This is a genomic window from Psychrobacillus sp. BM2 (assembly GCF_048572895.1).
In the GTDB taxonomy this organism is placed as follows: domain Bacteria; phylum Bacillota; class Bacilli; order Bacillales_A; family Planococcaceae; genus Psychrobacillus.
The window spans coordinates 2,710,093-2,726,415 of sequence record NZ_CP183878.1 but is presented as its reverse complement, the minus strand read 5'-3'; the positions used below and the strand labels follow the sequence as shown (position 1 = coordinate 2,726,415).

Here is a 16,323-nt window from a genome sequence, read left to right as displayed (position 1 = left end):
AGTTAAATAAGTAGAACTAGGTTATTTTACAGTGTCACAAAGAATTCACTTGCTTCAACAACAGTCGAAGAAAAAAGGAAAAATAACAGTAACAGTCTATTAAAGGAGTACATATGAAAAATCCCTATGTGTTTGGCTTTTTACCACTAATTACAATAGTATTATTCAGTTTATCGTTCGCTACATTTACGATGAATAAAGTTATAGAGCTTTTTAAGGTAATTGGTGTATACAGTGGAATGAGAGAATTTCTTTCGGATTTAGAACTTAAACTGTTTTTACTGATCTTACTGGTATTAATCTATTTTATGATTTTTTCTGCATTTAAACTAATTGCAGAAACAATTCATGAAATAGGAATGCTATTTTTCTCAAAGGACTTTGAAGGAAAAACTATGGCACAGGCACGTGGAGGCTATGTAGTATTTTTTATAGGAGCAGTAATTTCTCTAGTAGGATTTCAATCGATGCAATTATTGCTAATTATATTTTTGTTAACTACTTTTATATATTTTGTTTATGTCGTATATAAATTGAGCAACTCGATGAATCTTGTCGGTACACTTGGATTAGTCATGTTTGAAATTATTGTCTGGAGTCTTCTCATCGCACTCGTTATATATATAATTATCAAACTATACAATGGGATAGTCGCAAGTCTTCCATTACTTTAAGATTTTTAAAGTATTACTGTTGATTTTCGTTACAGACGGACGCTTTCCGTTGGTGAGGCTAGAGCCTCCTCGGACTCATAAAATACTGTTCACGAATTGCTATACACGATCTACGTGTATAGCCTTCGTACATAGGAAGTCTTCATACAAGGAACAGATTCCTATACGAGCAGTTTTTACCACAAAGCGGGAAAGTATACGACTAATCTCCATGGATTTATGAATGAAAAATGAAAAGCAAGATACAGAGCTTTTCTATTAAAAATATTAAGAATAAAAGAAGGGTGACAATGGAAATTAGACTGACAGATTACACGGAGGAATGGCAGGTAGAATTTGAAAAGGAAGTTGTTAAGTTAAAGAGAATTTTCGGAAAGCAAGATATTCACTTTGAGCATTTTGGAAGCACCTCTGTAAAGGGAATGAAAGCTAAACCTGTCATTGATATGATTGGCATTGTTCAGTGTATAGATGACTTAGAGCCTTTCCATGAATTACTACGTGCTGAAGGTTATGATATCGTTGGTGAATGGGGCATCGAAGGTAGAAGCCTATATCGTAAGGGCGGAGAAAATCGAACACATCATATCCATATGTATCAATTTGATAACCAACAAATTGAACGTCACTTAGTGGTTCGAGATTACTTGCGAGCACATTCCATAGAAGTTCAAATGTATAATGAATTAAAAATGGAACTATCAGCAAAATATAATGATACAAAAGAATACAGTAAAGCGAAAAAAGACTATGTGAATGAATTAGAAAAGCGTGCGTATGAATGGTATCTCTTTAGAAATATCTAGATTCGTAGATTCAAGACTTCAGGCAAAGTATTGGATTAATTATTTGAAAATTAAGTAATTGCTAGGGAGGTATAGATATGGAAACAGTAGGAGATATCATAAATCGTCTAAGATACCAGGGTATCATTACGGAAGAGGATATAAAATATAAAGAAATAAAAAGCGGCACTACTGATGGAACTATATATAGCTTATCTTATGAAGAAAAGCCATTATATGTATTGAAAAAAGATCAACCTGAAATTATTACTACAACTAAGGATTTTCTTAATACTTATAGAAACGTAAAGTTGCTGCCAAATGTACTTTACACAGATGAAAACAATGAATTTATCGTATACTCGTATATTTTAGGAGACACTCATATAAATCGAGGATTTAAATTAGATTGGATGACCATTATAGTGGAGGAGTTGTTTAATCAATATAAAAAAGCAGATGATACAGTCAGCCGTGGTAGGGTTACCGGTATAAATAGAAATTCATGGGCAGACTTTAATCTTGAAAGTTTGGAATATGCAGAAGCTAATATTGGAGATTTATTTTCAAAGGAAGAACATAGACGGGTAAAAGTTTTAGTAAATAAATTAAATACTTATGAGTATCAAGAAGAGAAGTATTATCTTCACGGAGATGCTGGAGTTCATAACTTTGTATTTAATGACAATAAACTAAATGGAATTATTGATCCATCCCCACTAGTAGGTCCCAAGATTTATGATTTTACATACGCATTTTGCTCTTCTTCGGACAATTTAGATTTAGAGACATTATATTCTTCTTTTTCATTATTGAACCAGGATAACCCAATCAATAATTCAATGCTTTTGGAAGAGGTTCTTTTTCAATTGTATACCCGTATTGGGATTTGTAAAAAAGTCCATCCGCAGGACTTAGGTGCCTATCTTGTAGCCTGGAAGGAATGGCGTAAGTACCTAACATAAATTACAGATAAGAATAATTCTTAAATCTAAGAATGGAGTTTTCTGATGAAAAGATTAGCTATTATAACTGTCGGAAAAACGCATAGTGGCAAAACGACATTTGCCAAAGCGTTAGAAAAAGAGCTTGTGAACTCAGTGGTGATTGACCAAGATAATCATGCCGAGTTCCTTCATACGTATTACCAATCTTTATTGCCCAAGCAGGGGAGTAACACGATTAAATATGCAATTACGCAAGCGATTGTAAATCATGCAGTTGATGATACCAATTCTCATCTTATTATTTGTAACTCAAATCGGAATCGCAAAGGACGATTGAGACAAATCGAATATTATCAAAAGAATGGATTTACAACCATACTGGTGAATTTTGAACTCCCAGATCATATTCTCAAAGAGAGAATCACTAATAGTGAGCGAAGTACATCGATTTTAAGAGTTGCTTCAACTTTTGACGAAGTACTTTCTAGGCAGCAGGCAGAGACAAATAGAAACGATATTATAGCACCTACTGAAGAAGAAGCTGATCATTTATTTGTTATAAAAACATCGGACGAAGTAATGTCTGTTATTCGGAAAATTGTAGATATTGCCTAATGAGGTATGCAAAAATTGTAAGAATTCACCGAATAGAGTAGCCAATGGCGACCGAAATTGCATCTCCGGGATCTTCCTTTCTCTAATTAACCAAAAATGCACTAACCATTTTCCAAGTGCTATAGGAGGACGAAGGATAGGTAGACGCCATAAAATTACCGAGAAATGCAAGGCTGGTCGTGAGGATAGTCACGACCAGCCTTTCTAAAAATTAGCCGGTAAGAATATAGCAACAAGTCTGTCCCAAGTCTATTGAAAACGGTGGAAACAGGTTTTGAACTTATCAGCCAGAGCAATATATTACCTAGTATTTCTCAGTTCATTATTTGGTTAAATATCTTATGATGAATCCTTTTAGATTCAATTCGTTTCATATTTTGCGGCATATCATAGCCGATCCATACGGCAGATGTATAAGTATCTGTAAGTCCAGTAACCCAGTAATCATAATAATCGTTAGTCGTACCAGTTTTAGCCCCAACATAAGAAGAGTTAATATTAACTCCTTTTCCGGTCCCATTCACTACAACATCTGCTAGCAAATCTCTCATTATATTTATAGTTTTAGGAGACCATACTTCGATCTTTTCCTCTTTCCATTCATATAGAATATCGCCATTCTTGTTGGTTACTTTTCGAATAGCATGAGCAGGTTTATACATTCCATCAATGAAACCCGTATAAGCATCTGCCATCTCAAGTACTGTTACACCATTTGTTAAACCACCTAGAGCCGCAGAGTATGTATGATCTTCCTCTATTAAGTGATTAAATTGGAATTGTTCTAATTTAGCAAATGCTTCTTCTATCCCAACAGTTTGTAATAGACGCACAGCTGGAGTGTTATGACTAAAACGAAAAGCTTGTTTTAAGGAAACGTTTCCGTAAATGGCTCCACCGTAATTTTGCGGACAATAACTAGCAATACATAATTTACCTCCACTAATCTCGTTGTTAGGAGTTAATGAGGTCATTTCAAAAATCGGACCGTATACAAGTAAGGGTTTGAAAGCAGAACCAGGTTGTCGCACTGCTTGATTTGCTCGGTTAAAATCAAACTTTCGATAATCCTTCCCACCGAACATGCTAACAATTTCTCTTGTCTTATTATCAATAACAACAGAAGCGGCTTGTAAATCTTTTGTTTTGTCTAAAAGATTATCAATATAGGCTACGTCTTCTTTTTGTTTATGGGGGTCTAAAGCGGTATGTACAATTAGACCTTGAGAAATTACTTCATTCACTCGTGTTTGTAATTCATTTTTGAAAAATACTGCCTGCTGCTCATTGGAGGCAGATTCTATCTTCTCTTGATATCCCTCGCTAGTGCTGATTAAAGACTTTAATTCGTCTAACACATAAGTGCTATATACAGGATACAGTTGCTTTTTTATTTTTGTTTGAAGAACTATTGCCTCATTTTTTAACTTATTCCCATGCTCTGTAGAAATTTTGTCGTTTTTCACTAAAATATCAATTAATAATTCTTGACGCTTTTTAGTAGCTTCAAAGTGTTCCAATGGATTATATACAGAAGGGTTATTTGGTATAGCGCTAATAAATACTTGTTGCGCTTCAGATAATTCATTTAATGGTTTTCCGAAGTAATAGGTTGCGGCAGCACCAATACCATACACCTGGTTGCTAAAATATATTTCGTTTAAATAGTTTTCGAGAATCTCTTCTTTATTCGATTGTTTTTCCATCTCGTAGGCGTAGATTAGTTCTGTCACCTTACGCTCATACGTCTTTTCCGTTGATAAGTAACGTAGCCTCACTAATTGCTGCGTAATTGTACTTGCACCTTGATCACTTGAATTGGCTGCTGCATTTGCAAAAACAGCGCGGAAAATCGCACTAAAATTAAAACCAATATGATTATAAAACTCAACATCCTCACTTTGTATAAGTACTTCCTGTACGAAGAGCGGGATAGATTCTAATGGCAGGGGATCTCGCCACTCTACATAATCCTCCGAGAAAATTACATTATCTTTATCTAAAAGAACAATAGGCGAAGTACTTGCTGGTGTATGAAGCGGGATAGCTTCTTTTAAATCTTCTTTAAATTCATAGGCAGTTAAAATCTCACTATGGATAAACGAATATAAAATCCAAATGAGAGGAAAGCAAAGAAGAACGATAATATAGCCGATTGCCTGACGCATGAGTTGCACTCCAATTCCAATTTTCTAATAAAAAGAATAGCACACTTTCGGTATAGAAAGTGTGCTATCTTCACGATAATTTAGCATGCATTTCTTCTTCTATTAATACATCTTCAAAATCTATTCGAGGTTTTTTTCTAGCGAAGTATATAATGGTAAATGCGACTATGAACAATGCGCCGGTAACAAAAAAGACGGATGAAATGCCGATGTATCCACTTATAAATCCACCAAACATTGGTCCAATAATATTACCTAAAAAGCGGAAACTTGTATTATAGCCCATTAGTTCTCCTTGTACTTCAATCGGAGCTTCTCTACGGATTAAAGCAGTAGTAATTGGTATTAGCCCACCGGAGGCTATACCAAATAAGAAACGTAGTATTACTAATTGCCATAGCTCTGAGACGAATGCCTGAGGGATGATAAACACAAAGGCAAGAATTAGAAGAAAGGATAGTATTTTTTCATATCCAATCGAATCTCCGAGTTTACCCCAAGTTCTAGCAAACAATAGACTTCCAACACCCGTCGCACTAAAGGTAAAACCAGCGAGAAGCGCAACTTCCTTTGAGTTCGTTAATTGAGAAACATATAAAGATAAAAGAGGTTGAATACTAAAAAGTCCAATTTGTATCAATGAAGTAATCATGAGAACATTTAAGATGAGACGATGATGAAATATACTTGAAATAACAGTCTTTCTAGAATATTCATGATCACCAGCCTGTTTCTCTTTGCGAATTTCATGTATTCCAAATAGTACGATTAACGCAGCAATAGAAACTGCTGTTGCTGTAATAATGAATGTATATTGAAAACCGAATGTATCTGCTAAAAATCCACCTATGATAGGACCGAAAAGTGTACCAGAAACACTTCCCATCTGTAGGGTTCCCATCGTTTTCCCAGCGATATTCTTTGGAGTTTGAGAGCTTATAAAGGCTAAGGAGGTAGGGATAAATCCAGTAACAATCCCCATAAATAAGCGAAGGACAAAGAAAGCCTCTACAGAATTGACAAACCCCATGAGCAATACACTAAATGCAATCCCAAATCCATTAATGATTAAGATTGGTTTATATCCATATTTATCCGCGATTCTTCCCCAAATTGGTGACATTAAAAATGCGGACACAAATGTAGCACCGAATACAAGCCCGGACCACTTTTGTACATAGCTTTCTGAGAAATCTCCCATCGTATTTATATATAATGATAAAAATGGCATGATCATTGTCATAGTGGCCGAAACGAGAAAGTTAGAAAACCACATGATCGTAAAATTTCGTTTTTGTACGCTCATTGAAATCCCTTCTTTCTATGGTAGCGTATCTGTTCTAGTACTAGTATAGAACATTTAGTGTGTCGAAGAAAGTTAGATACTTTGTCACTGAATTATGATGTATGATTATGGTAAACTAATTTGGGGTGATTAATTCATGAAAAAAATATTATTATTTATAGTTATAGCAACAATTATTTGCTTTTTAAGTGCTTGTGGATCAGATGATTCTAGTGCACCGAAGGAAGAGGTAGAAAAAGAAGATTCTACTGTAAATACTGATACTGGACAAGAAGGAGAGATAATCATGTATCCACAACTTTCTGAAGAGGTAGCTGCCAATGAGGCTTTAGTTACAATGAATACATCAATGGGCTCAATTAAGATTAAGTTATTCCCTGAATTGGCGCCAAAAACAGTGGAAAATTTCTTAACACATGCAGAAAATGGTTATTATGATGGAATAATATTTCACCGAATTATTCAAGATTTCATGATTCAAGGTGGAGATCCAACTGGTACCGGCATGGGTGGAGAAAGTATTTACGAAGCAGACTTTGAGGATGAATTTTCGATGAACCTCTTTAATATAAGAGGGGCTCTATCGATGGCAAATGCAGGTGCAAATACAAATGGTAGTCAATTTTTTATCGTTCAAGCACCTGATGCAAAAGCAACAGCGCAGCAACTAATCGATGGTGGATGGCCAAAGGAAATTGCTGAAGCTTATGAGGAAATGGGTGGCACACCGACCCTTGATCAAAAACATACGGTATTTGGACAAGTGATTGAAGGATTAGATATAGTGGACAAAATTGCTGCGGTAGAAACAAATGCTGATGATAAGCCAGTAGAAGATATTACTATAGATTCAATTGAAATTGTTCAGAAATAATAGAGGAGTGTATATATGTTTTCGTTTTTACATCTAGCTTTTTTATATTTTCCAGAAGATAAATCGGAATATATACCTGTTGTAATCGAGTTAGCTGTTTTAATAGTTATTTGCGTACTCGTTTTTAGATGGTTGTTAAAAAAATCTAAAAAAGATGCAGATAAAGCAAAACTTATAGAAGAAAAAATTATACAAGCAAAACAAGATAAGCTTAAATAACAGCTCCATAATGATAAAAGATGAAAACACTAGAAGACCTTCCGTGATGGAGGGTCTTTTAGTGTTTTTAATAGATAAGCAGAATATATATAGAAATGTAACTTGAACACTGGATTAGTGATACTTTAAAAATGAATAACACTGCTGATTTCCGTTTCAGGCAAGGGAACGAAGGCAAAGAGCGCCACCTTCCACTACAATCAATTAGTATGAAGTACTCCACTAATTAGATTGGGCAAATTTTAGAGAGTGATCAAATTATTTGTAATCGCTTTTGAAATTAGAAATAGATGAAGAAAGTAGGTTTTCTTTTTTACTAGTGGAAATAAAGAGAAGTAGTAAGTGTTTGACTCATAAAGAAGCGAAATAGCGAACGAAATTTCATCTTCGTGAGCTTGTTTAGGGAAGAATCTTATATCTAGTTACCCAAAAACGCACCTAACCTGTTTCTAAGTGTTGTAGGATCGCGACGGATAGGCAAACGCCATAAGATTACCGAAAAAAGCTACTGGTTGGATGTGACGGAGGTCACATCCAACCAGTAGCTTTAAAAACTCACACGTTAATAATATAGCGACAAGTCTGTCCAAAGCACTTCGGAAACGCTAGAAACAGGTTTTGACCTAAAAGGACCAATCGTTTTTTTGCCAGGTTTTTCTTAAAAGATAAGCGTACAATGTCAAATACTTTTTTCCAGTTTTAGAGTAACTCAAACACGCCTACCGCAAAAAATCCTTTTTTTTACAAGTAGTAATTAACCAAGTTGTTTATATAACAGGTACCCTTTTTTTGATTCAGAAATGGGCATTCACTCGTTTTTCTTGTACTGCATGGATGCATTCTGGCATTGCGTTCAAATTTAGAATTTAACGTACTGATTCGCATTTACAGAACGAGTGGGATAAGGCTTATCTGCGAGGTCTCGGCCTCATGAAAGTTTGATTCGATCTCCACTCGAACCAAAAGAAGGGTACCTGTTTATGTTTGCTTTAAGCAGCTAAAGGTAGTGTTAATTTTTTAGAGATTTCCTGTTCATATTTGAATTCTGGGTCATCCCATTCAAACGGTTTCTGATTTTTTAACATGGCAAAGGCAATTTTAATAAACTTGTTCCCCATCGCGATATTAATTTTTCCAGCCTTTTTGCCTTTTTCCTTTAAACGGATACAAAAAGGCTTCAGGGCCTCATTGTGTCTGGCAAGGCATCGTCCGGCGGTATAGATAGCCCTACGCAGGTTGGCATTTCCTTGTTTGGATATACGTCCAAAATACCCGCCTCCCGGTCCCGATTGTTTTATGACAGGGTTAGTACCAGCTTTTTTAATCAGCTGACCGGCATTCGTGTAATGAGAAAGGTCTCCCATTTCACAGTAGATTTCGGCAGCTGTTACAAGTCCTATGCCCGGCACGGTCAGGAGAAAGATTCCATCGGTTTGAACGAATATACGTTCAATTTCCTCCTCGTACTCTTTAATTGTTTGGGTAGCCCATTCATACGCTTTCAGCTTTTTTTTCAAGAGAAATAACTCGCTTGAAAGCTGGTCTAATGGCTTGGAGACACTTTCATTGGCTGCGAAGAGAAGCTTGTCCATCGTTGTTTTGCGGATTTTTAGGTTATGTTTTTTGGACAATTCCTGTAATCCATCCTCTCCCAGTTCAAGAATTTGAGAAGCGTGTGGATAATGGGTTAACAGATGAAGACTGGCTTTTCCCCAAAAATCACTAAAGATTGTTTTCGTTTTGACTTTCTTATCAACGAGCACGCTGATTCCTTGGTATTCACGCCAGATATGATCATGGACGACCCGAATTTCCATTTTGATACGAGAGCGCTTATTAATTTCACTTCTTCTTGCGCGTGTAAGATTTTGAAGTTCTTTGTACATGCCTGAAGGCAGTTTGGAGTTGGTCGCTTTATTGCCCACCAATGCCTCGGCAATCAGATACAAATCGATGTCATCCGTTTTTGTGTACGTAAGATGTTGTTTCCGTTCTTCATGTGTAGAAGATGGGTTAATGATATGAACAGAATAACCCGCATCTGTTAAAATACGTACGATGTCTTCGTAGTAATGGCCAGTCGCTTCGATGCCCACAAATACCTGTTCAGCTTGACAAGTCTGTTTGGCCTCCTCGATCTCTTTAATAAGGAGTTGCATGCCAGTCTGGCTGACCATGAATGAAAATGGGATGTGAATCACATCGCCAAAATAATTCAGTATCATCGCTTTCTGCAAAACCTTTGAAACATCAATCGGAACAAGCAATACTTTTTCTAAATCGGTACCTCTAAGTTCTTTTGCGAATTGACTTCTTCTTAAACCTTGTTTACCATTAAGTAGTCTCATTGATTATGTCCTCCTTCTAGGGTGGGTGATTGAATTACTTGGTTAAGTATCAATCCTAACATAGTCACTGGGGCTTTTTTGTTTCGAAACTCATTATTTCACACACCAGAAAGTATATAAAAATGTCCCGTGAATACCGGGTTTGTAGAACTTGAAAGAATGAATAAAACTACTGATTTCCGTTTCAGGTGGGGGTACAAAGGCTAAGAGCGCCACCTCGTGTGGCAACGCCTTCGTGACCAACCTCCTGTTGGCCTCCGCGGGCGTTGCCTCAGCCTCCTCGCTGGAAAACATATGCTCCTGCGGTTACTCGTCGCAAAGACATTGCCCAAACAAAGTTTGGCCAATGTCTTCGCTGCGGGGTCTTCACCTAACGCTGTTCCCGCTGGAGTCGCCACCTTCCACTACAATCAATATGACGTGTAGTACTCTACTATCAGATTTGGTATAGCTTATCGCTTAGATAATAATAGCAGTCAAAGTTAATATAGTGATAAAACCGTCTGTTGAATTAAGGACACTATTTTGTAATGAAGAATGAAGCAAGTAGATTTCCTTTTTTTACTAGTGGAAATAAAGAAAAATAGTAAGTAGTTACTAAATAAAGAAGCAAAATAGCGAACGAAATTGCATCTTCGTGAGCTTACTCTATCAATTAGAAAGTATCTTATCTCTAGTTATCCAAAACCGCATTAACCTGTTTTTAAAAGTTGTAGAAGCGTGACGGACAGAAAAAGTGAAACTTCAATCAGTGGGGCTTTTTTTCCCACTGATTGTTAGTTGAACCATTCGGGCTTTTACGGGCAGTTATCTACTGCCCGTTAATGCGGGATAAATGCCCTAAAATTACCGAAAAAGGAGAGGCTGGTTGTGACGTCAGTCGCAACCAGCTTCTTTAAAAAATATTCGGTAATAATATAGCAAAACGTCTGTCCAAAGCCCTTCGAAAACGATAAAAACAGGTTTTGACCTTAAAGGACCGGGCGTATTTTTTCCCGGTTTTTCTTAAAGCAGATATATGCTTTCAAAACATATCTATTGAAGTGATTTTACGAAGCGCGCTACCCCGTCTTCAACAGTAGAGAGTGGACAAGCCACATTCATCCGCACAAATCCCTCTCCAGCTTTTCCGTACTTACTGCCTGGCTCAAGAGCGAGTTTTCCAACCGTTAATAGGCGATCCATCATTTCTTTTTCAGAAATGCCTGTCCCACGATAATCTATCCAAAGTAAGTATGTCCCATCTGGTTTGGAAACTTTTATGCCCTCTAATTTCGAAAGATGCTCTACCACATAATCCATATTTATTTTCAATACGTTCAACAGTTCCTCTAGCCAAGGAGCACCTTGTTCGTAAGCAGTTTGAAGTGCTGTAAGTGAAAATATATTTAAACCCATATATCCTCGGTTCATCGCAAGATTCTCTAATGTTTTTCGTTTTTGCTCATCCGGAACAATCATAGTAGCAGCCTGAATTCCTGCTAGGTTAAATGTTTTAGTTGGAGCAAAAAAAGTAATAATGTTATTTGGATCTTCAGCCACATTAAGCATAGGGATGTGCTTATTTGGTTCAAAAATAAGATCCGAGTGAATTTCATCTGACAAAACTAATACATTATATTGCTGACAAAGTGTAGCCATTCTTGCTAAGTCTTCTTTGCTCCATACTTTTCCTCCAGGATTATGTGGATTACACAAGATGAAAGCTTTTACATCATTCTTTAAACAATCTTCAAATGAAATCCAGTCCATCTCATAAGAATTATTCTTTTCTATTAACTGACTAGTGACCACTTCTCTACCTAAATTTGTAGGTACATTTGTAAATGGTGGGTATACAGGTGTATGAATAAGCACCTTATCCCCAACTTCAGTGAAGGCTTCAATAGCATCTGCTATTCCTGGAATAACTCCTTGGCGAAACAAAATCCATTCATTTTTTATAGCAAGCTGATGCTTATCTGCCACCCATTTAGAAAGGGATGATTTTGTTTCTTCAGGAGCCATAGAATAACCAAACACTGGATGCTCCATACGTTTTTGTAGCGCATCGATAATAACAGACGGAATGGCAAAATCCATATCTGCTACCCACATAGGAAGTACTTCAGAAGCATCGTTAATAGAATATACTTCCTCTAACATATCCCATTTTGCTGAATATGTATTGCGTCGATTAAAAACAGTAGAAAAAATAGACAAAGTAATTTCCCCTTTTAATTTGTATTTATTATGTTATTATAACCCTATCTAATAAAAATTAGTAAGGTGAAAATAAATGGACACAATTGAGATGAATAGAAGAGCAGTTTGGACATTACAACAATGGGATCCATTCAACATTGGAGAAAATGCCTATGAAACAGAGACTGCAGATGTAGTCGCATATTTGCAAGATATTGATCATCCATCTGAATTGGCAAAAAAAATTCAGGAAGTTTACGAACATTCTTTTGAAGAATGGATTCCATTAGAAAAATGCGTCGATATATCTTACAAGCTGATCGCGTTAAAGTATGAAATGAAATGTATTATATAAAAATGAAAAAGCTTTCGGTTTTTATTCCGAAAGCTTTTTTCATGTAATGGTTTAAACCTCTTGTAGACCATCTAACAAGTTAGAAGCTGGAACTTCAAGTGCATTAGACAATTTCAAGATTGTTTGAACTGATGGAGTTTCTACACCCGACTCGTAAGCTTCAAGTTTTCCAGTGCCAATTCTTGTTTTTAATGCAAGAGTTTCTAACGTAATATTACGCTCTTCTCTTAATTGACGTAATTGCTCATGTATATCTTTCTTCATGATTCCATCCACCCCTGTCTTAATTATTTTATTATTATAACACAACTTTTCTTTGAATTTTTGATATAAATGTCAGAAAAAGTACAATTTTTACATTAATAACTACATGGTACCTTGGATAAAAACGAGTAGTATTGGCATCCGAACTGCAAAATGTACAATAACAACAAGAATTCAAAAGAAATCATTCGGTCTAAACTCTAGGAATTCCGACTAATAAGATAAATAATCCATTTTCCTAGGCATCCCGTTTCCTTCTATCATATTTATACTTCATGCCAATTGATACTATTTCTCCAATTTTAAATCCAAAATGATTTCGGATTATCCCGATAATCCCTCCTTTTATAAAAGTTTAAAAATAAGTTGTGAAACAAACTTGAACAATCATTCGTATCATCAATAGAACACAAAAGAAAGAGGGAGGACTATGTCAGAGCTTGAGTTAATAGAACGAGCACAACAAGGGGACAAAGCGGCATATACAGAACTCATACATATTCATCACAGAACCGTTGAAAAGTTTGCATTTCAATGTGGCGTTCGGGTCCATGATATTCCAGATGTAACTCAAGAAGTATTTGTTAAGCTTTATCGATTTTTACATCAATTTCAGCGTGACCGATTTACGACTTGGTTATACAAAATCACATTAAATACCGCCAGAGATTTTTACAGAAAAGAAACAAAAGAAAAAGAAAAAGGACAAAAGTTTAACGTAGAAATAAAAGGAAATTATACGACCAAATCAGCAGAAGATCGAGTTTTAGTATTTGAAGAAGACCGAGAACTACATAATGCAATTCAATCACTGGATGAAAAATATCGCCATCCTATTATTATGTTTTACTTTCATGAATTATCGTACGAACAAATTGCAGAAGTATTAAATGCACCATTATCGACGATAAAAATCCGGCTAATGAGAGCAAAGGCATTATTAAAATCGGCATTACAATTGAATGGAGGAGTTAAACATGGACGATAAACAATTAGAAGAACGCCTAAACCTTTTAAAATCCTCCTATGATCGATTGCCTTCATCTGTAGATACTGATGAAATTCTCAAAAAAATTGAAAATGGAAATAATGTTGCTCCAATAGTAAAGAAAAATAAAGGCTCTAAACGGCAGCGAATCACGGTGTGGGCAGTGAGTGTAGCGAGTGTGTTATTAATTGGAGTGCTAGGAACAACTTTTTTAGAAGATCAAAAAAATACAACCATAAGTGATCAGGAACTTAATGAGGATGATATTACAAAGCTGGAAAAGCAATATGAAAAGGAACGATTAAAACGCAGGCAAATGCTCCAATTGGATGAAGCAGATTTTGCAACCATAGAATTTGTTCATTATGCAGATAATATCTTCTCCGCACAAATAAGTCCAGGTACATTGGAAGGTAAAAATGATGATATATCTATGAAAGACGGATATGAATTTGCTATTGAAGGGCTAAAACTACCGTCTGAAATGGTTGAAGAAACGATTAAAAAAGGAAAACTCAATACAGTTCAAAGTATAGTTTTTATTGAAGATTTTATAGCGAAATCAGAGCATCTCATTAATTTATATAACCAACTACTTTATGAACAAGAAGCAGCTATTAAGACAGCAAAACACGAAGGAAAGCTAAGTGAGCATGTTCTGATTGCGAATCGTTATAATATGCCCAAAGAAATACAAAGCATGATTGAAGTATTACCTAAGCAAGGTTTGAAATTGGCGGTTAATGCAGAAGGAACAGCATTTCAAATTGTACCTGATTGGTCATTGTTCACAAGAGACCTTTTCACAGTATTAGATGAAAATGAGTCACGCTATTTATCTCTATATAGTTCTATTCCAGGATATGGAATAGCCAATTTATTGGAGGAACAGGATTTCTCTGTCTTAGGTTATTATTTAGAGGAAATAGAATTTACTCTATTAAATTCAATGGAAGATACTGTTATGCATTCTCGCTTTGAAAATTACTACTTTGATCTTGCACAGGTGATTCTTTTTCCATCAGACCTAAACGAGATATTTAATGGAAATAATGAAATTAATATGGATACACGAATGGCTTGGGAATCCCTTGTTAATATCCCGGGAGTATCTCCAATTGCTACTCTGATGAAGCCCATAGTCGCATCTATGAATACAAGTGATTGGACATACAATGAGACCTATAAACTTTTAGACATAGAGCAGTTAAGAGATTATTACCTGCTTGCTTTAGATGGCGAGCTTGAAATTACTAAATTAGATTGGTTATCTATATTGCCAGACGGAGAAGAGAGAAGCTCGGAAACACCATACGCTTTTTATAGTGCTTATGAATTATATAAAAAATTCAACGAAAACTTTGATCCTTTAGTACTTCATGGAGTTGGACCAATAGATATCATTCTCTTGTATCATTATGCAGATGGTGAGAACAACAGAGAAATGATGTGGGAGTTAATGAGTAGTACATTTAAAAATGAGCATGATAAAGAAGATTTCTTAAACAATCCAACTCTAAAGAATATTATCCGTGAGAGTTCTAAAAATCTTTATTTTAATAAAGATCATTTATTCCAGGGTGATAAATATTTAAAGACTTATATCGGGCAGGAAAAAGGAGATCAGGTTAGCTACGACTTACTTCTCCATCTTGAAAGTGATGACATATGGAGAATTCAAGGGGTAGAAGACAGTAATTCAACTCTAGTGGACGACAATTTTGTCCAACAGGTACATGCATTATATAAATTATTCGCTGGAACACACGATCAAACAGTATTAAAAGAGGCTACACCTGAGGAAATTGTTGGGTTGTATTATTACTCAGCTCAACTAAAGGATTACGAAACACAATACGAACTGTATATTAAAGATGATACGCGCCTTCAAATTCCAAAAGATGAATACATGAGCGGAGAGCATCAGGATATAGTCGATATTAGGCTAGAATTTACAGCTATGAAATATGCTTTATTCTCGGAAGGATATGGGGTAGTAACATTAAATAAACATCCCGATCCACGCAAGTCTAAAGATGATACAGTTATTAGCTTCCAACTTATTCAAACGGAAAATGGGTGGAGACCTCCTTTTATGCCTATACAGTGATTTTTGCCGTCATACTTCCTACTATGTTATAATTTAACATGACTATAACGTATATAAGAAAGTAGGAACAAAATTATGACTCAAAATTATAAGGTAGGAGATGTTGTCACGGGTAAAGTTACAGGGATTCAGCCATACGGTGCCTTCGTAAGCTTAGATGAGCAGACACAAGGGCTAGTGCATATTTCAGAAATAACATATGGATATGTAAAAGAAGTGGAAGAATTTTTAACTGTAGGGCAAGAGGTAGAGGTGAAAATTCTAGAGATTGACGATGAAGCTGGGAAAATTAGCTTATCGATGCGAGAGCTCCAAGAAAAACCAACGCTACCGAAACGTGATGATAGACCTCGGAAATCACTTCAAGATCGCGTAGATGAGCATGACGAGGAAGGTTTTAATACATTGAAAGAAAAATTAGCCGATTGGATTAAACAATCCGCACTATAAAAGGAATTCTACAGTGAAGTAAGTCACTGTAGAATT

15 protein-coding genes are annotated in these 16,323 nt (G+C 35.8%); 10 read left to right on the top strand and 5 right to left on the bottom strand.

From position 1 onward, the window contains the following. The first annotated feature begins 113 nt into the window (after positions 1 to 113). From ACN6MX_RS13420 to ACN6MX_RS13405, 4 genes are all read left to right on the top strand, one after another. Complete coding sequence (locus tag ACN6MX_RS13420) at positions 114 to 674, top strand: DUF5366 family protein (protein WP_419959378.1); 561 nt, start codon at positions 114 to 116, stop codon at positions 672 to 674. Between the two features lie 290 nt (positions 675 to 964). Then, positions 965 to 1,480 carry a GrpB family protein gene (locus tag ACN6MX_RS13415; RefSeq protein ID WP_419959377.1) on the top strand — a complete coding sequence of 172 codons (516 nt, stop codon included), beginning with the start codon at positions 965 to 967 and terminating at the stop codon, positions 1,478 to 1,480. Positions 1,481 to 1,557: 77 nt separating this feature from the next. Continuing rightward, complete coding sequence (locus ACN6MX_RS13410) at positions 1,558 to 2,424, top strand: hypothetical protein (protein WP_419959376.1); 867 nt, start codon at positions 1,558 to 1,560, stop codon at positions 2,422 to 2,424. A 45-nt stretch (positions 2,425 to 2,469) separates the two neighbouring features. After that, positions 2,470 to 3,021 (top strand): AAA family ATPase, encoded by a 552-nt coding sequence (locus ACN6MX_RS13405; protein ID WP_419959375.1) that lies wholly within the window; start codon positions 2,470 to 2,472, stop codon positions 3,019 to 3,021. Between the two features lie 314 nt (positions 3,022 to 3,335). Here the strand turns inward: ACN6MX_RS13405 and ACN6MX_RS13400 are convergent, their stop codons facing one another. Both ACN6MX_RS13400 and ACN6MX_RS13395 read right to left on the bottom strand, forming a co-directional pair. Continuing rightward, positions 3,336 to 5,189: a transglycosylase domain-containing protein gene (locus ACN6MX_RS13400; protein ID WP_419959374.1), complete on the bottom strand. Its 1,854-nt coding sequence runs from the start codon at positions 5,187 to 5,189 to the stop codon at positions 3,336 to 3,338. A gap of 70 nt (positions 5,190 to 5,259) precedes the next feature. Continuing rightward, entirely contained in the window at positions 5,260 to 6,495 is a 1,236-nt protein-coding gene (locus ACN6MX_RS13395) for an MFS transporter (protein ID WP_419959373.1), read from the bottom strand. A gap of 136 nt (positions 6,496 to 6,631) precedes the next feature. Here ACN6MX_RS13395 and ACN6MX_RS13390 point away from each other — a divergent pair, with 136 nt between their 5' ends. Together ACN6MX_RS13390 and ACN6MX_RS13385 are read left to right on the top strand one after the other, a co-directional pair. Next, complete coding sequence (locus ACN6MX_RS13390) at positions 6,632 to 7,369, top strand: peptidylprolyl isomerase (protein ID WP_419959372.1); 738 nt, start codon at positions 6,632 to 6,634, stop codon at positions 7,367 to 7,369. 15 nt (positions 7,370 to 7,384) lie between these two features. Then, positions 7,385 to 7,588 carry a hypothetical protein gene (locus ACN6MX_RS13385; protein ID WP_419959371.1) on the top strand — a complete coding sequence of 68 codons (204 nt, stop codon included), beginning with the start codon at positions 7,385 to 7,387 and terminating at the stop codon, positions 7,586 to 7,588. 989 nt (positions 7,589 to 8,577) lie between these two features. Here the strand turns inward: ACN6MX_RS13385 and ACN6MX_RS13380 are convergent. Both ACN6MX_RS13380 and ACN6MX_RS13375 read right to left on the bottom strand, forming a co-directional pair. Beyond that, entirely contained in the window at positions 8,578 to 9,936 is a 1,359-nt protein-coding gene (locus ACN6MX_RS13380; protein ID WP_419959370.1) for an IS110 family transposase, read from the bottom strand. Positions 9,937 to 10,971: 1,035 nt separating this feature from the next. Beyond that, positions 10,972 to 12,138 carry a MalY/PatB family protein gene (locus ACN6MX_RS13375; RefSeq protein WP_419959369.1) on the bottom strand — a complete coding sequence of 389 codons (1,167 nt, stop codon included), beginning with the start codon at positions 12,136 to 12,138 and terminating at the stop codon, positions 10,972 to 10,974. Positions 12,139 to 12,214: 76 nt separating this feature from the next. Between ACN6MX_RS13375 and ACN6MX_RS13370 the strand changes: the two genes are divergently transcribed. Then, positions 12,215 to 12,475: a DUF1871 family protein gene (locus ACN6MX_RS13370; RefSeq protein ID WP_419959368.1), complete on the top strand. Its 261-nt coding sequence runs from the start codon at positions 12,215 to 12,217 to the stop codon at positions 12,473 to 12,475. A gap of 51 nt (positions 12,476 to 12,526) precedes the next feature. On the opposite strand, the gene ACN6MX_RS13365 is transcribed toward ACN6MX_RS13370, so the two are convergent. Continuing rightward, positions 12,527 to 12,739 (bottom strand): helix-turn-helix domain-containing protein, encoded by a 213-nt coding sequence (locus tag ACN6MX_RS13365; protein WP_419959367.1) that lies wholly within the window; start codon positions 12,737 to 12,739, stop codon positions 12,527 to 12,529. A 430-nt stretch (positions 12,740 to 13,169) separates the two neighbouring features. Between ACN6MX_RS13365 and ACN6MX_RS13360 the strand changes: the two genes are divergently transcribed. The 3 genes from ACN6MX_RS13360 (at position 13,170) to yugI (ending at position 16,287) form a co-directional block, all read left to right on the top strand. Beyond that, complete coding sequence (locus tag ACN6MX_RS13360) at positions 13,170 to 13,727, top strand: RNA polymerase sigma factor (RefSeq protein WP_419959366.1); 558 nt, start codon at positions 13,170 to 13,172, stop codon at positions 13,725 to 13,727. Next, a complete protein-coding gene (locus ACN6MX_RS13355; protein WP_419959365.1) occupies positions 13,717 to 15,837 on the top strand; it encodes a hypothetical protein in 2,121 nt (706 codons plus the stop codon). Before ACN6MX_RS13360 ends, ACN6MX_RS13355 begins: the two co-directional genes overlap by 11 nt. Positions 15,838 to 15,912: 75 nt before the next feature. Continuing rightward, positions 15,913 to 16,287, top strand: a complete 375-nt coding sequence (gene yugI, locus ACN6MX_RS13350; protein ID WP_419959364.1) for a S1 domain-containing post-transcriptional regulator GSP13 — start codon at positions 15,913 to 15,915, stop codon at positions 16,285 to 16,287. Positions 16,288 to 16,323: the final 36 nt, after the last annotated feature.

Excerpts from the sequence above, each read along its gene's own strand:
- ACN6MX_RS13420 (WP_419959378.1), top strand. The coding sequence starts at position 114 with ATGAAAAATCCCTATGTGTTTGGCTTTTTACCACTAATTACAATAGTA.
- ACN6MX_RS13415 (WP_419959377.1), top strand. The coding sequence starts at position 965 with ATGGAAATTAGACTGACAGATTACACGGAGGAATGGCAGGTAGAATTT.
- ACN6MX_RS13410 (WP_419959376.1), top strand. The coding sequence starts at position 1,558 with ATGGAAACAGTAGGAGATATCATAAATCGTCTAAGATACCAGGGTATC.
- ACN6MX_RS13405 (WP_419959375.1), top strand. The coding sequence starts at position 2,470 with ATGAAAAGATTAGCTATTATAACTGTCGGAAAAACGCATAGTGGCAAA.
- ACN6MX_RS13400 (WP_419959374.1), bottom strand. The coding sequence starts at position 5,189 with ATGCGTCAGGCAATCGGCTATATTATCGTTCTTCTTTGCTTTCCTCTC.
- ACN6MX_RS13395 (WP_419959373.1), bottom strand. The coding sequence starts at position 6,495 with ATGAGCGTACAAAAACGAAATTTTACGATCATGTGGTTTTCTAACTTT.
- ACN6MX_RS13390 (WP_419959372.1), top strand. The coding sequence starts at position 6,632 with ATGAAAAAAATATTATTATTTATAGTTATAGCAACAATTATTTGCTTT.
- ACN6MX_RS13385 (WP_419959371.1), top strand. The coding sequence starts at position 7,385 with ATGTTTTCGTTTTTACATCTAGCTTTTTTATATTTTCCAGAAGATAAA.
- ACN6MX_RS13380 (WP_419959370.1), bottom strand. The coding sequence starts at position 9,936 with ATGAGACTACTTAATGGTAAACAAGGTTTAAGAAGAAGTCAATTCGCA.
- ACN6MX_RS13370 (WP_419959368.1), top strand. The coding sequence starts at position 12,215 with ATGGACACAATTGAGATGAATAGAAGAGCAGTTTGGACATTACAACAA.
- ACN6MX_RS13365 (WP_419959367.1), bottom strand. The coding sequence starts at position 12,739 with ATGAAGAAAGATATACATGAGCAATTACGTCAATTAAGAGAAGAGCGT.
- ACN6MX_RS13360 (WP_419959366.1), top strand. The coding sequence starts at position 13,170 with ATGTCAGAGCTTGAGTTAATAGAACGAGCACAACAAGGGGACAAAGCG.
- ACN6MX_RS13355 (WP_419959365.1), top strand. The coding sequence starts at position 13,717 with ATGGACGATAAACAATTAGAAGAACGCCTAAACCTTTTAAAATCCTCC.
- yugI (WP_419959364.1), top strand. The coding sequence starts at position 15,913 with ATGACTCAAAATTATAAGGTAGGAGATGTTGTCACGGGTAAAGTTACA.